This window comes from Aquimarina sp. AD1, from assembly GCF_003443695.1.
GTDB lineage: Bacteria > Bacteroidota > Bacteroidia > Flavobacteriales > Flavobacteriaceae > Aquimarina > Aquimarina latercula.
Map to the genome: position 1 here is coordinate 3,786,978 of NZ_CP031966.1, position 15,199 is coordinate 3,802,176.

The 15,199-nt window shown below is 32.2% G+C and carries 9 protein-coding genes; 3 read left to right on the forward strand and 6 right to left on the reverse strand.

Annotated elements, in window-relative coordinates:
* Positions 1 to 118: 118 nt before the first annotated feature.
* From D1815_RS16375 to D1815_RS16395, 5 genes are all read right to left on the reverse strand, one after another.
* A complete protein-coding gene (locus D1815_RS16375) occupies positions 119 to 1,723 on the reverse strand; it encodes a fibronectin type III domain-containing protein (protein ID WP_118388257.1) in 1,605 nt (534 codons plus the stop codon).
* Between the two features lie 138 nt (positions 1,724 to 1,861).
* A complete protein-coding gene (locus D1815_RS16380) occupies positions 1,862 to 3,112 on the reverse strand; it encodes a helix-turn-helix domain-containing protein (RefSeq protein WP_118388260.1) in 1,251 nt (416 codons plus the stop codon).
* Between the two features lie 202 nt (positions 3,113 to 3,314).
* A complete protein-coding gene (locus D1815_RS16385) occupies positions 3,315 to 7,193 on the reverse strand; it encodes a hybrid sensor histidine kinase/response regulator transcription factor (RefSeq protein WP_118388262.1) in 3,879 nt (1,292 codons plus the stop codon).
* Positions 7,194 to 7,309: 116 nt separating this feature from the next.
* Entirely contained in the window at positions 7,310 to 8,434 is a 1,125-nt protein-coding gene (locus D1815_RS16390) for a helix-turn-helix domain-containing protein (RefSeq protein ID WP_118388264.1), read from the reverse strand.
* A 98-nt stretch (positions 8,435 to 8,532) separates the two neighbouring features.
* On the reverse strand, positions 8,533 to 11,385 hold the full coding sequence (locus tag D1815_RS16395; protein ID WP_118388266.1) for a glycosyl hydrolase: 2,853 nt from the start codon (positions 11,383 to 11,385) through the stop codon (positions 8,533 to 8,535).
* Positions 11,386 to 11,567: 182 nt separating this feature from the next.
* Between D1815_RS16395 and D1815_RS16400 the strand changes: the two genes are divergently transcribed.
* From D1815_RS16400 to D1815_RS16410, 3 genes are all read left to right on the forward strand, one after another.
* Positions 11,568 to 11,849: a hypothetical protein gene (locus D1815_RS16400; protein ID WP_027394558.1), complete on the forward strand. Its 282-nt coding sequence runs from the start codon at positions 11,568 to 11,570 to the stop codon at positions 11,847 to 11,849.
* A gap of 135 nt (positions 11,850 to 11,984) precedes the next feature.
* On the forward strand, positions 11,985 to 13,274 hold the full coding sequence (locus D1815_RS16405; protein WP_118388268.1) for an aminopeptidase P family protein: 1,290 nt from the start codon (positions 11,985 to 11,987) through the stop codon (positions 13,272 to 13,274).
* A 143-nt stretch (positions 13,275 to 13,417) separates the two neighbouring features.
* On the forward strand, positions 13,418 to 13,801 hold the full coding sequence (locus tag D1815_RS16410) for a glyoxalase/bleomycin resistance/extradiol dioxygenase family protein (RefSeq protein WP_027394556.1): 384 nt from the start codon (positions 13,418 to 13,420) through the stop codon (positions 13,799 to 13,801).
* Here D1815_RS16410 and D1815_RS16415 read toward each other — a convergent pair.
* The gene (locus D1815_RS16415; protein WP_118388270.1) at positions 13,798 to 15,138 is read right to left on the reverse strand and encodes a cytochrome-c peroxidase; all 1,341 of its coding nucleotides are present in this window, start codon (positions 15,136 to 15,138) and stop codon (positions 13,798 to 13,800) included. The two genes, D1815_RS16410 and D1815_RS16415, sit on opposite strands and share 4 nt — an antisense overlap.
* Between the last annotated feature and the right edge of the window lie 61 nt (positions 15,139 to 15,199).

Here is a 15,199-nt window from a genome sequence, read left to right on the forward strand (position 1 = left end):
CTTAAATTTAAAAAAAGGATCCTCATCACTGCGGTTAGGTTAGATAATGAGGATCCACAAGTAATGAAAAGCAAATTGGACAAAAAAACTCTATCACTACATAATTTTGTCTAACTGTTTATTCTAACTTTACTACCCAATAATCCCATTTACCTTTACCAGAACCACTAATATCACCTCCAGGCCCTTGAACATATCCTGTTACAATATAACCATCGTTGGTTTGCTGAATTGCGTTGGCATAATCTGGTTCTGGACCTCCAACGCTAATTTCCCAAGATAGTTCTCCTAAATCACTTAGTTTAACAATCCAATAGTCTCGATACCCACCATTATTAGTACTTACATCTCCATCACTTGCTCCAGAGTAACCCGCGACAACATATCCTTGATCCGTAGTTTGCTGAATAGATTGACCGCTATCACTTTCTGAACTTCCCAAACTGGTTTCCCAAACTATTTCTCCTGAACTATTTAACTTAACAATCCACATATCTTTTTTTCCGTTGTTATTACTAACATCAAAATCAGAGGATTCAGAAAATCCTGCTACGATATACCCGTTATCCATAGTTTGATGAACATCATTAGCAAAATCCTCTAATGTGCCTCCTAGAGATTTTTCCCAGACAAGGTTTCCAGAAGGATCTAATTTTATAATCCAGTAATCTCTGTCACCATAATGATTACTTACATCACCATCAAAAGATTCCGTATATCCTCCTACTATATATCCGCCATCGTTAGTTTGCTCTATTGAATTCGCGATATCAAACTCACTCCCTCCAAAGTTTTTTTCCCATTCTAAAGCTCCTAAACTATCTATTTTTATGATCCAAAAATCCATCATTCCATTATTACCACTTACATTTCCATCTGATGAACCAGCGAAACCAGCAACGATATATCCTCCATCTGATGTTTCGTTAATAGAGTTCGCACCCTCATTTCCACTTCCTCCATAATTATTTTCCCAAATCACGTTTCCGGATGCATCTAATTTTATAACCCAAAAATCGAAAAAAGAAGGACTTCCATCAATACTTGTTTGAGAATTACTAGATCCTGTTGCAATATATCCTCCATCTGATGTTTGTTGTATACTATAAACATCATCATTCGAAGAGCCTCCAATATTAGTTTCCCATAATAAATCTCCTGAACCATTTAATTTAATTACCCAAAAATCCCCTCCTAAAAAACCGTCTGCATCATTATTCCCTCCTACATCACCATCATCAGAATTGGCTACTCCTGCTATTACATATCCTCCATCAGTGGTAAGTGCTATTGAATATGCAACATCAATTTCAGAACCTCCAAAGGATTTCTCCCAGGCAATTGCTACCATATCCCCTGTTGTTTCAGCTGAGGTAAATGAAAAAGTGCTTTGAGTAGTACCATTGTTTCCATCAGAAGCTATAACAGTTCCATTATAATTAGTATTAGGAGAAAGTTCTTCTAATAAATACTCCGTATCTGTAAGAGAGGAGGCTATTTCAGCTCCGTTTAGTGTTATTTCATACGAAACAGTATCACCATCTGGGTCAATTGCAGCATCCCAATTTAATAACGAACTATTTGCTGTAACTTGACTAACACCTATTAAGAAATTTCCTGGATTTTGGTTTTGGGGTAAAACGATTAAATCATCATCATTTTTGCAACTAATTATTATTAAACCTATTACTAGGAACAGATATAAAAAATTATTCTTTTTCATAATATTCAAATTTATTATCAAAAAATGTTTGTAGCATCTTTATCAGAATGAACTATAACATACTCTGGACAATAAATGTAGATCAGTTTAAAGCGTGAAGTATCCGGAAAGTTTGAATTTCAAAGAATTGGGACATTTTTAACCTGTTTTTCTATAAACACTAGGGGAAATACCAGTCACTTTTTTAAACGAACTATAAAATGTAGATTTAGAGTTAAATCCAGATTCTAAAGCAATACCAACAATGGTATAATTTATAAAATTAGTATTCCTTAATTTTAATTTAGCATCTTCTACCCTAAATGTATTTATATAATCTGCGAAATTTTTTCCAGTTAATTTATTCACTAACTGAGACAAATAGTTACTACTAATTTTTAATTTATGTGCTACACTATCTAAACCTAAATTAGGATCTCTATATAATTTTGCTTCTTTCATTAAGAATTCAAGTTCCTTATAGTATGTATTATCATTTGTTATATTACAGCTAGTATTATTACCACAGATTTGCTTTAATTTTTTTTCTGTGAGCTTTGCTATTAAATGGAATAGGAATACATGATCATTGGTAAAAAAGTTTTTTTCCGAATGTTCCGAATCTAAAACACCTATAATGTTCCCTTCAATACATATTGGTACTGATAGTTCGGACATTCTAGTTTCATCATCAACAATATAAGCTTTGTTTTTACTTACATCATTAATGCGTTGATACCTTTGGGATTTTGCCACATTTCCGACAATACCATCTCCCATCTTAATTTTTATCGGACTAACAATTTTCTTCTCTCCATTGTTTTTGTTTCCGAAAGCTGCTTTTTGAATCAAATACTCTTTTTCTTTGTCCAACATATAAATAACACAATCTTCTAGATGAAGATGAGAAATACAATTTTCTACAATATCCCAGAGTACATCGTTTACATTATTCTTTTCAAAAAGTGATGTTGCAAAATAACTTAGTATAGCTATTGTTTGGATCGGAGCGTTTTGCAAATAATCATCTTCAAATTCATCAAAAACCTCATCAATATAGGGGATTGATAATCTATTGATACTTTTCTCTGTTGGTTTGTTTTCCTTTTTGGGATATACTTTCTTTTTAGTCTTCTGGAGATTTAAAGCATTATGCTGATCAAAGGAAGTAATAAAAGAATCATTTAATAACAATTCTGATGTTTCTTTAGTCTCAAAAAATAAGAAAAGAAGGGATGTGATTAGAATACACCAAATGTTTAATTCTGTATATAGACGACTTATTGATATTGAATTACGATCTAGTATAGATATTATAATTGCAATTATAGCAAATAACAAACATACTATTATAAACTTACGAGTGATTTCTTCGGCAGTACTATTGCCTGATTTTTTCTTAATGTCCATTTTGATTTTTTTTGTCCTTACCAAAACTGCTTGAATTAAGTCACAAAAAAAGCGGCTATATTATTCAAACAGGAATTGATTGCTTTCAATTACAAAAGCAAGGTAAAACAAGAATTAAATCCTCTGTTGTACTGTCGTTACGAATGCTTGTACTACAGTTACATGAATGGATTATCTACTATAAACACTGAGGTTTTGTGGTTTACTTTCTTGATTCTGAAGGTGGCTTTCCAAATTCTTCTACATAAACTCTACTGAAATAAGCAGGGTCTTTAAACCCTGTTTGATATGCGATCTCTGCAATCGTGAACTCATTATTTCTCAATAAATCACGTGCATGTTGTAACCGAACTTTTCGAATAAACTTAGTCGGAGACATACCAGTAAGGTTTTTAATTTTTCTAAATAAATGAACTCTACTCATATGTAGTTCTTCTGCTAATAATGGCACATTAAATTCATCATTATCCATATGGTTTTTAATGCTGTCTATGACAGATTGTATAAAGCTATCTATTACCTGATTTTCCGAGACATTCCCCACATCCTCCCGATCATATTTTTCTCTTAATATTTTTCTTGTTTCTATCAGGTGATTTACTCTAATCAATAATTCTTCTCTATCGAACGGTTTTGCTAAATACGCATCTGCACCAATTTTTAAACCTTCGATTTGACTATTTTGATTAGCCTTAGCTGTTAGATAAATAAGAGGAATATGGTTCGTTGCTATATTGTCTCTAATCATAGTACCTAATTTAATACCGTCCCATTTAGGCATCATAATATCAGAGATTACCAGATCAGGAAGATGTTTTTGACATAAATCCCAAGCTTCTTGTCCATTATTTGCCACAAGAACCTTATAGCTTGATGCTAAACAAAACTCTATGTATTCTTGCACTTCTTTATGATCTTCTGCTACTAAAACAATGGGTAAAGATGATTCTTCGGAAATAATTATCTCTTCCGAATTCTGAGTTTTATTAACATTAATTACAGGCACACTAATAGTAAAAACAGTTCCGAACCCTTCTTTACTTTCTACTTTAATAGTACCTTTCATTAACTCTACTAGCTCCTTGGTTAATGTTAATCCAAGCCCTACACCATTTTGATTTTCTGTTTGAGATCTAGTAAAAGGGTCATATAGAATTTTTATAAAGTCGGAAGAAATCCCAATCCCAGAATCCTTTGCAATAACATTGACGATAGAATTTTCTTCATCTTCAATACATTTAATTTGTAAAGAAACTTCTCCTCCAATTTTATTATATTTAATAGCATTAGAAACTAAGTTGGTAGTGATTTTTCTCCACTTATCATCATCATAATAAATTAACAATTCTTCTTGATTGCTAGAAAATGTAAGTGAAATTTCTTTTTCTTCGGCAAGAGATTTAAATGAATACAAAAGATATTTCTGAAAAGAAATAAAATCTCCTACCTGTTCATCAATTTCTAATTGATCCTCTTGCATCTGTGCAATTTCCAAAATTTGATGCACTTGATTCGATAAATGATTTGCCTGATTTTGAATTTGATGTAAATGCTTATTTTCTTTACCCAAACCATCTTTTGCAGATCTAGTTCTTATCTGGTCTACAGCTCCTAAAATAACCGTAAGAGGTGTTCTAAACTCATGGGCAATCTGATTAAACCATCGTGTTTTAACCTCAGCCAAACTAGAAACATGCTCTTTCTCTGTTTCAGCTATTTTTCTTCTTAACTGGATTTTATAAAAAGAAAAAATCAACAGTAATAAAGATAAACCATATAAAATATAAGCTAAATTAGTTTTATACCAAGGAGGCAATACTAAAATGGATATTGGTTCATGTGCTACTTCCCATTTATTCTCTGAACTAGATGCTCTAACGTGTAATTTGTATTTTCCTTTGGGTAAATATGATAGTGTAATCAATCCTTTCTCTTGTAATGGCAGCCAATCGTTATGAAACCCTTGCAGCCAAAATTGATATCTAACATTTTGTGGTTCTTTAAAAGTTAAAGCTAAAAATTGAAAACTAACGTTCTGATCATCAGGACCAACCTTAATAACATCATTTAATTTATTCGGAAAATATCTTGTAATAACTGTATCCTTTTGGTGTTTTGCATAAGATGACCAAACCAAATTTGGTTTATAATCAGAGGTAACCTCTACTTGTTCTGGATTAAAATAATTTACACCTCTTTCACTTCCCATCCAGATATATCCATCTTCTTCTCGGTAAATAGAACTCAACAACATAGAGTTATCATATAGACCATCTTTGACAGTATATGTATTAAATTTATTTTTCTCAGGATCGAATGAAGTTATACCGTTACTTATTGTACTTAACCATAATACTCCATTTTTATCACTAGTAATATTTAATATTTTATCACTTGGCATTCGATCATTTCGCATATATCGGGTGAACTTCTCTTCTTCGATATCCATGCTATTTAAACCTCCATCAGTTCCCATCCATAGCTTTCCATCTTCTGTTTGATGTAACGATTGAATCAAACTAGAACTAATACTATTTAAATCATCCTTATTATGTACAAAACGCTTAAAATTATAATTAGAAGATTCTACAATTTCGCTAGCATTAGAAAACTTAAGAAGACCTCCGCTTATAGTCCCTAACCATAAATTGTCATCCTTGTCTAAAAATAAATCAATAATTCCTATATTTTTCTTAGTTACTTTAAATCTAAAATAACTGCCATCAGTGGTATCATAAACCATCAAATAATCCCATTGAGTAATCCACAAACGTTTATTTGAATCTTCAACAATCCTCCAGGGATTCCCTACTATTTTCTCAGATTCAAATATTTGCTCAACTATGCGTTCGTTTTCTGCATCTATCTTTAATATTCCAACAGATTCATTCTTAAATAATCCATAAACTGAACCATTAGATGCGCATACCAAAGATGTCATTCTATAATCAATAACTTTTTCTAATTGTGTTCCTTTAGACTTGTCCCAATTATACAATCCATCAGGTAATGTAAACCACATTTTACCTTGACACTCTACAATCTCTCTAACGTTTCCGATTGCTCCTATCTCAGGATGTCTAAAAGGTTTATTTTCTATAAGTTGAAAAGCACCTGCATTAGTTCCTATCCAAAAATTATCATCCCTATCCTGAAAAATACAAAGAAGCCTTAACCTATCCGAAAAATCATATCCTAATAAATCCTCTGCATTAAGTACAATTTGTGTCTTAAAATCTGGAGAGAATTTCCATATATTTTTTCCTGCAGCTAGCCAAATCCAATCTCGATTGTCTTGAAAAATGAATGATTTGTCTGTTGGCTTACTGATATATGAGCTATCAAAATTAAGTCTTTCTTTTACCCATTGGTCATTTCTTTTTTCTATACTATATAACTCATTAGCAATATATACTATAGTTCTCTTGTTGGATAAAGTAAGAATATTAGTAATCAGTCTTCCATTAAATAGCTCTAATTTTTTTGTAATAGTATCCGTTACCTCAAACAAGCCTTCTTTAGTCGCTATTAATGACATTCTTTCATTAAGAACCGAAATATTTGATGATCTTTTGCTATAAAACGAAGTTAATTTTTGAGTTTTAGGAACATATTTATAGGCTCCACTTGTAGAGGATATCCATAGATTATCTTTTCCATGTTTGATCAAATTATTGACCATTAATATGTCTTTCTTACCTTCTAATTTCTCAAGATTTTCGAATACTCCAGTATGTGGATCTAAAATATCTATTCCCCCACCTAAAGTCCCTATATAAAGTTTGCCATCACTTAACTGAAGTATAGATCTTACCCAATTACCTGATAAACTTCTCGAATTTTTTGATGTGTAAGTATATTTTTTATAGGATTGTCCATCGAACCTATTAAGTCCATATTGGGTAGCAAACCACATAAAACCATCTTCATCTTGGAATATATCAGAAACCCAATTATTAGATAATCCATTAAAAACATTATAAGATTTAACATTATAAGTAACCTCTCCTTGTCCGTAAGTATGAAAACAAGACAATAGAAAGCAAGCACCAAACACTATTAATTTATGTATGTACTTCATTAGTTTTAAGGAGTCTAATACAATTTAGCAGAACGCATAATTAATCGTCCTTTACTGTAAAAGAACAACTTTTTTTACAATATCTTATCCTAAAAAATTGAGTACTTATTTCTAATTCATTTAACCTCCTGCTCGGATTGTCTATATTCTTTTGGAGAAACACCAACGTGTTTTTTAAAAATATTATAAAAATTTGATTCAGAATTAAAACCAGATTCTAAACCAATAGCTAGTGTTGTATATTTTACGAATTTAGGATTCTTTAGTTTAGACTTAGCATCTTCGACTCTAAAACTATTTACATAATCTGAAAAATCAGATCCTCTCAAACCGGTAACCATTTGAGATAAGTAATTACTGCTAATTTTGAGCATTTTGGAGATTCCTTCTAATCCCAAACTAGCGTCTCTATAAATTTTAGCTTCTTTCATTAAAAAATCAAGCTCTTTAAAATATAGATTATCATTAGTTATGTTTGTAGTGTTTTCAACATTAATCTGCGCAAGCTTCTTTGCTGTAAGTTTAGCAATTAATTGAAATAACAGAATATGATGTTCATTAAAAAACCCTTCTTGCGAGTGTTCAGAATCTAATACTCCAACTACTTTATCGTCAATAGTAATGGGAACTGCTAACTCTGAACTACGACTAATATCATCCACTACATATCTTTCGTCATATGCAACATTGTAAACACATTCATAATCTCCAGATTGTGCAACCTGCCCTACGATTCCTTGACCTAAAGAAATTTCTATTGGACTTAAAATCTTACGTTCTCCTTGATTTTTATTACCAAATGCCGCCTTTTGAACAAGTACTTTTTTCGAATCATCTAATATATATATGATACAATCTTCTAATTGTAGATAAGCAATACAATTCTCTACAATATCCCATAATACATCATCTAATTTATCTTTATCAAATAATGATGTAGAAAAATAACTTAATATTCCTGTAATCTGAGAAGGTTTATCATAATGTATCAGTTCTAATTCTTCTTCAGAAAACATATGATTTAATCCAGACATTCTAAAATTCTGAATTGCTTTTTGAACAGCTTCTTCCTCAGATTCTTTAGTTTTAGAAACTTTGTCAAAAGATTTTGATCCTAAAAACCTATTAAAATATTTAGGCTTATTATTCTTTTTCCAATATACATAAAACCTCCATAATGCGATAGCAGCGATTGCTATGCATGCAAAAAAGATTGCCGCATTGTACAGATTAATTTTCATTACGTTGGTTAATAAACTTTTATCTAAAGCAATAAAAGGTTAATTGCTTTTGTACATGTGAATATAAATCCTATCCGCAATAAATCCAAGTATATACTTTATTTTACCTCAAAAGGAACTTTTTCTATTTGTTTTCCATTTGAAATAACAATCTCATATTTTCCAACAGGAAGATAATATTTACCATTTTTCTTTTTGGATATATCTTCATCTGGAAACTCTTTTAAAAGTGCTTTTCTTCCTTTTTCAGAAATAGTAAGATCATACTCTACATAATTCAATCCTCTATCCGAACTAGAAGAAAATTCCTGAAGTATTTTCTCGCTTTCTGTTGCTATTTTTATTGTGACTTTTCCTGCAGTTTTTGCATAATACTTAACCGTTGTCGAAGGTTCATACGCTTCTAACCATTTACTCCAAGAGCTTCCCCATCGTCGAGAAGCTTTTATTGAACTCATTGGATACAAGTATAATTCAGAAGTTAAAACCTCAGAAGTTAAATTCTGTAATGGTTCGATATTAGTCTTATAAATACTTCTTCCGTGAGTTCCTAATAAAAGATCATTAGCTACTGGTTGTATAACTATATCATGAACGGCTACATTTGGTATTCCTTTAGAAAAAACCTGCCAAGTGTTTCCTCTATCCAACGAAACATATGCTCCATTATCAGATCCTATGTATAAAACATTCTCATTTTTAGGATCTTCTGTTATCACATTAACCGCTGATATTGGCAATTCTTTCCCAATATTTTTCCAGCTTTGCCCATAATCATCACTCATATAAACGTATGCTTTAAAATCATCCCATCTATATCCATTTAAGCTTACATAAACACGTTCTTTTTTATGCTTAGAAGCAACCACTCTAGACACCCATAAATCTGCCGGAAAACTATCTGAGATTTTATTCCAATTTCCTCCTGCATTTTTAGTTACATATACTAGGCCATCGTCGCTTCCCGTATATATTAATCCAAACTGAAACATAGATTCAGAAATAGAAGTCAATGTACCATACGCCACATTTCCCTTTTTACCACCCTTGGTTAAATCTTTAGAAATTGCTGTCCATTCATCTCCTTGATCCATAGATCTCATTAACTTATTTCCTCCTAAATACAAAATATCCTGATTATGTGGAGATAATAAAATAGGTGTTTGCCAATTAAATCTGTATGGAGATTCTCCTAATTCATGTTTTGGCTGGATATACGTTTGTTCGTCAGTATCACGGTTAAGTCTAAAATAATTCCCAAACTGGAAACCAGTATACACAACATTACTATTCCTATTATCGATTTGCACCTGCATTCCATCACCTCCCATAATACTTTCCCAAGGATAATGACCACTTTGGTGCCATGAAACATTCTCTTGAGCGGTTACAGAACCTACCCAAACTCCATTGTCTTGTAATCCTCCATATACATTGTACGGTTTCTCATGATCTACATTAATTGCATAAAACTGTCCTACACTTGGTTGATTAGCTTTGATCCAATTCTCTCCATCATCATAAGTAATATTTACACCACCATCATTTCCGTTAATAAGGTGATTTGGATTCTTTGGATTTATCCAAAGTGAATGATGATCTGCATGAACGTTCTCTGCACTTATGCTTTTATACGTTGCTCCTCCATCTTTAGATTTCAAAATTGGTACTCCAGAAATATAAATGTGATCTTTATTTACTGGATTAACTTGTATTTGAGCAAAATAATATCCATAACTATAAAAAATATCATCTAAATATTCTTTGTGCGTTTTCTTCCAAGTTTTACCCCCATCATCACTTCTATAAACTTCTGCGCCAATCACTGGCGTATCAAAAAGTGCAGCATTTGCATTTTCTAAATACTTTGCCAAATCGATCGGTTTTACAGAACCGCTACGTACCATTTGCTTCACATTTTCTGCACGATACTTTTCCTGAAATCCATTTGTTTTTAAATATCTATTTAACTTTTTATCCTCTAAACTCAAAAATGTATCAACAGACATTGCCTTAAAATCATCTTTAGTAAGTCCAGAACTTTTTTCAGTTTTTTTACTTCCGTCTCTTCTAAACTGACTATCATGAACCGCATATAAAGTATTAGAATCAAAAACAGCCAAACCAATTCTACCAACACCATTTCCTGTTGGAAAACCGCTTCCTTCTAATGAAATTTTATTCCAAGTATTACCTGCATCTATACTTTTATAAATTCCTGAACCTGATCCATTACCTTCAAAATTCCAAGCCTTACGATCCTTATCCCAAGCCGCTGCATACATAGTATTAAAATCATTGGGAGCATAAGCAACATCAATAATTCCAGTTTCGTTATTAATAAATAAGGTCTTTTTCCAAGTTATACCACCATCGGTAGTTTTATATATTCCTCTTTCTTCGTTATTAGAATAAAGATGACCAGTTACACCAATAATAACCTCATCAGAATTAGATGGATTTAGTATGATCCTACCTATATGATGAGAATCTGTAAGTCCTACATTTTTCCAGGTTTTCCCTTTATCAGTCGATTTTAGAATTCCCACTCCAGCATATGATGACCTTGATGAGTTATTTTCTCCTGTACCAACCCAGATAATTCCTTTTTGCCAGTCAACCGCAATATCACCAACATTAATAGTTTCTGCATTATCTAGAACAGGTTCGAAAGTTGTTCCATTATTGTTAGTGTACCATAAACCACCAGAGGCATAACCAACATAAAACTCCGTAGTGCTTTTAGGGTTTACATCCACATCAACTACACGGCCACTCATTACTGAAGGACCAATATTTTCAAAAGGAACATTTTTTACTAATGACGATTTTTCGAGCTTTGTTTTTTGTAATAAACCTTTCTGAATTTCATCAGCAGAGGTTGCTAATTGTTGAGAAAAAATCGAAATACTACCGAGTAATAGTAAAAAAGTTAAGCTATATGTTTTCATTACGATGGAAATTTAGTTGGCTGAAAGTATAGAATGCTAAAATAGTGTCAAAATTTTTAGATATTGTTTAACAATACGTTTTAAACAATTCTTCAAAAACAAATTCTTGATTTATTCATTTTTTGCTTTTGTTGCGGTTTTTTTGTTAATTTATTGACAACTAACCAATAAATTAAACAACTATGGAAGAATACTTGCCGTTAATTATTCAATTAGTCAGTGGAGCCGTAGGCGGAAATATTGCTGGCTCATTATTAAAAAATGCTTCTTTTGGAAAAATTGGAAACTCAATACTTGGAATTCTAGGAGGAGGAATAGGAGGTTATCTATTAAGTTATCTCGGAATTGACACTTCTGGAGGAATGGATATAGCAGGAATACTAGGTAGTGTTGCTGGTGGTGGTGTTGGTGGTGGTGTTTTAATGGCCATTATTGGATTTATTAAAAAAGCAATAAGTAAATAAAATACTTGTTTTAGGTAATAAAATATTAGGTATTTAGATACTTTATAAAGGGAACTCAAATCTTATGAGTTCCCTTTTTTATTACGCAAATATTTATTCTATTTTTGAAAACACATCTTTACTAAAATAGAACACATGAAATATCACCAAATAGACAAAAACCTTTTCATAAAGAACAGAAAGAACTTTACGGCTAAGATGAAGCCAAATAGTATTGCCGTTTTTAATAGTAATGATATCTACCCTATTAGTGCCGATAGTACCATGCCTTTTGAACAGCATAGAGATATTTTTTATTTAAGTGGTGTTGATCAAGAGGAAAGTATTTTGGTATTATTTCCTGACGCGCCAAATGAAAAACATCGTGAAATTTTATTCCTAAAAGAAACGAGTGAATTAATCGCTATCTGGGAAGGTGAAAAGCTAACTAAAGAAAAAGCCTTTGAAACTTCTGGAATAAAAACTGTGTATTGGTTACAAGACCTCGAAAAAATATTCTTTGAGATTATGACACAATGTGACACTGTATATGTAAATACGAATGAGCATTATAGAGCAAATGTTGAAACCGAAACAAGAGAAGATCGTTTCACTACTTGGTGGAAAGCAAAATATCCAGCTCATTCTGTTGCCAAAAGCAATCCCATTTTACAGCGCTTACGTTCTGTAAAAGATCCAATAGAAATTGATCTAATGCAAACCGCTTGTAATATCACTGAAAAAGGGTTTAGAAGATTACTTGGTTTTGTAAAACCAGATGTATGGGAATATAATATTGAAGCGGAATTACTGCACGAATTTATAAACCATCGATCTAAAGGTTTTGCATATACTCCTATTATAGCTAGCGGTAATAATGCAAACGTTTTACATTATATTGAAAATAACCAACAATGTAAAGCCGGAGATCTTATCTTAATGGATATTGCTGCAGAGTATGCCAATTACTCCAGTGATTTAAGTCGTACAATTCCTGTTTCAGGTAAATTCACAGATAGACAAAGAGCAGTTTATGATGCTGTTTTACGCGTTAAGAATGAAGCTACTAAAATGTTAGTACCAGGCACTATTTGGGCAGATTATCATATAGAGGTCGGTAAAATTATGACTTCAGAATTATTAAGTCTTGGACTTATTGATAAAGCCGATGTGCAAAAAGAGGATCCAGATTGGCCAGCATATAAAAAATACTTTATGCACGGTACTTCACACCATATTGGTTTAGATACACATGATTATGGAATCTTAACCGAGCCTATGCAAGCAAATATGGTATTTACAGTAGAACCGGGAATTTACATTCCTGAAGAAGGCTTTGGAATTAGATTAGAAGATGATGTTGTTATACAACAAGAAGGAGAGCCTTTTAATTTAATGGCGAACATTCCTATAAAAGCAGAAGAAATAGAAGAATTGATGAACTAGTCATAAAACTAGATTTTAATATCAAAACAGATAAAAAACCTGATAGTTCTAGAACTATCGGGTTTTTTATGAACGTTTTTTGAAATTTTATAGAATATTTATACCCGTTTCATCGTTGCATATCAAAACCTTAAAGCATCAGAATGCAACGAATGAAAATTACAGCTGGACATCAACAAGCAATGCCTTATATGGTTGTTAAAAATGCAGAAGAATTTATAGATTTTATTCGAAAAATATTTAATGCGCAGGAAATGATTCGAAAAGTAGATCCTTCTTATAAAATCGAACATTCCGAAGTAATGATTGGTGATACCACCTTAATGATAACAGAAGCTTCTACAACCTACCCAGCACAAAACACATCCATGTATGTATATGTAAAAGATACAGATCAGACCTATTATAATGCGATAGATGCAGGCGCCAAATCCCTTATGGAACCAATGGAAGAAGATTACGGAGCTCGCGGAGCAGGTTTTAAAGATCCTTACGGTAATACTTGGTGGATTGCTACCTTAAATTAGTCACATCCCAAATCTGTTCTAGATACATTATCGTTATTTGGGAAACAATTTCCAGAATTTATAGATTCAGGAACATATCTAGTTAATTCGGGATCTCTTAAACTATTGGCAATAAATGAAGTCATATCATCTATTTCTTCTGCTGTTAATTGTATAGTACCAAATTGAGGAGCTAGATTTTCTAATGGTACTTCTGTGCTCTGTGGTACACCTTCATTCTTATAAGATATTACATCTTTTATTGAAGTAAATGTTCCTCCATGACCATAAAAACGACTGTCTATTAAATTATAAAGTGTTGGTGTTTTAAACTTAAAATCATCCGCCGGATTATTCGTAAAACCACCTCTTCCTCTTTTAACCTTATCAATATTTACATCATATAAAAGCAATGCACCATTTACATTATCAAAATCACCCATCCCAAAAGAATAAAAACTTTTATCATTTAATGCAGGTCCTGTATGACATTCATAACATCTTCCTTTTCCAAAAAAAGCAATCGCTCCCTTTTTCTCAGAATCAGTAAGTGATTCATTATTTCCTTTTAACCAATTCTGCCAAGGTGATTTGTTTGCTAATAAAGTTCTTTCATAAGCAGCAATAGCCAAAGCTCCAGTGCGTTTTGTATACCTTTCACTTTCTGCCACATCAGGAAATGCAGCATCAAAAAGTTCTTTATATCCAAAAGTATTCACAAACTCATCATCTATCTGTAGTCTATGCACTTTTTGTCCTTTTATTGCCTGAACTTCTACACCTTGAAATCCTAAAAAATTTTCTTGAATCTCTGTCCAACTAACTTCTGTTCCCGCATTTGTTCCCGTTCCTCCGAACTGTCCATTCCAAAGCATAACATCCTGATAAGCTACATTTAGTAATGTTGGAGATTTGATCGGTTGCACATCAATAGAATCTCTAGGAACAGTTGTATCTGCTACTCTTTCTTCTCCTCGTATCCCAAAACCTATTCCACATTCTCCAATACCTTGTCGTACACCAGCAGCAAAACCAGCTGCCGCTTGATGACAAGAAGCACAAGAGTATGTTGCTTTCATCTCAGTAATCTTTGGGTTTCCTCCAGTAGCAGTTTCGTGTAGTAATAATTTTCCTAAAACAACTTTTTCTTCAGAAATTGGATTTAAAGGATCTTGAGGAATACTTACATAATCATTACTCTCTGGCAACATAAAAAAAGACGTTCCTATTCCGTTAGAAGCCTCATCTAACACATTTAATAACTCTACATCAAGATCAGATTCAATAGGAATATAATCATCTTTAGAACAAGAAGATACTAGTAAAATAATTACTACAATAAATAATAGTTTTTTCATCGGTATAAATTTTCCCTTTTTTAAAATTCCCCACATTAACACTCTTAATTAAATGTTAAAG

What these genes read in the sequence shown, in the direction of transcription:
- D1815_RS16375 (WP_118388257.1), bottom strand. Translation starts at nt 1,723, where the DNA reads ATGAAAAAGAATAATTTTTTATATCTGTTCCTAGTAATAGGTTTAATA.
- D1815_RS16380 (WP_118388260.1), bottom strand. Translation starts at nt 3,112, where the DNA reads ATGGACATTAAGAAAAAATCAGGCAATAGTACTGCCGAAGAAATCACT.
- D1815_RS16385 (WP_118388262.1), bottom strand. Translation starts at nt 7,193, where the DNA reads ATGAAGTACATACATAAATTAATAGTGTTTGGTGCTTGCTTTCTATTG.
- D1815_RS16390 (WP_118388264.1), bottom strand. Translation starts at nt 8,434, where the DNA reads ATGAAAATTAATCTGTACAATGCGGCAATCTTTTTTGCATGCATAGCA.
- D1815_RS16395 (WP_118388266.1), bottom strand. Translation starts at nt 11,385, where the DNA reads ATGAAAACATATAGCTTAACTTTTTTACTATTACTCGGTAGTATTTCG.
- D1815_RS16400 (WP_027394558.1), top strand. Translation starts at nt 11,568, where the DNA reads ATGGAAGAATACTTGCCGTTAATTATTCAATTAGTCAGTGGAGCCGTA.
- D1815_RS16405 (WP_118388268.1), top strand. Translation starts at nt 11,985, where the DNA reads ATGAAATATCACCAAATAGACAAAAACCTTTTCATAAAGAACAGAAAG.
- D1815_RS16410 (WP_027394556.1), top strand. Translation starts at nt 13,418, where the DNA reads ATGCAACGAATGAAAATTACAGCTGGACATCAACAAGCAATGCCTTAT.
- D1815_RS16415 (WP_118388270.1), bottom strand. Translation starts at nt 15,138, where the DNA reads ATGAAAAAACTATTATTTATTGTAGTAATTATTTTACTAGTATCTTCT.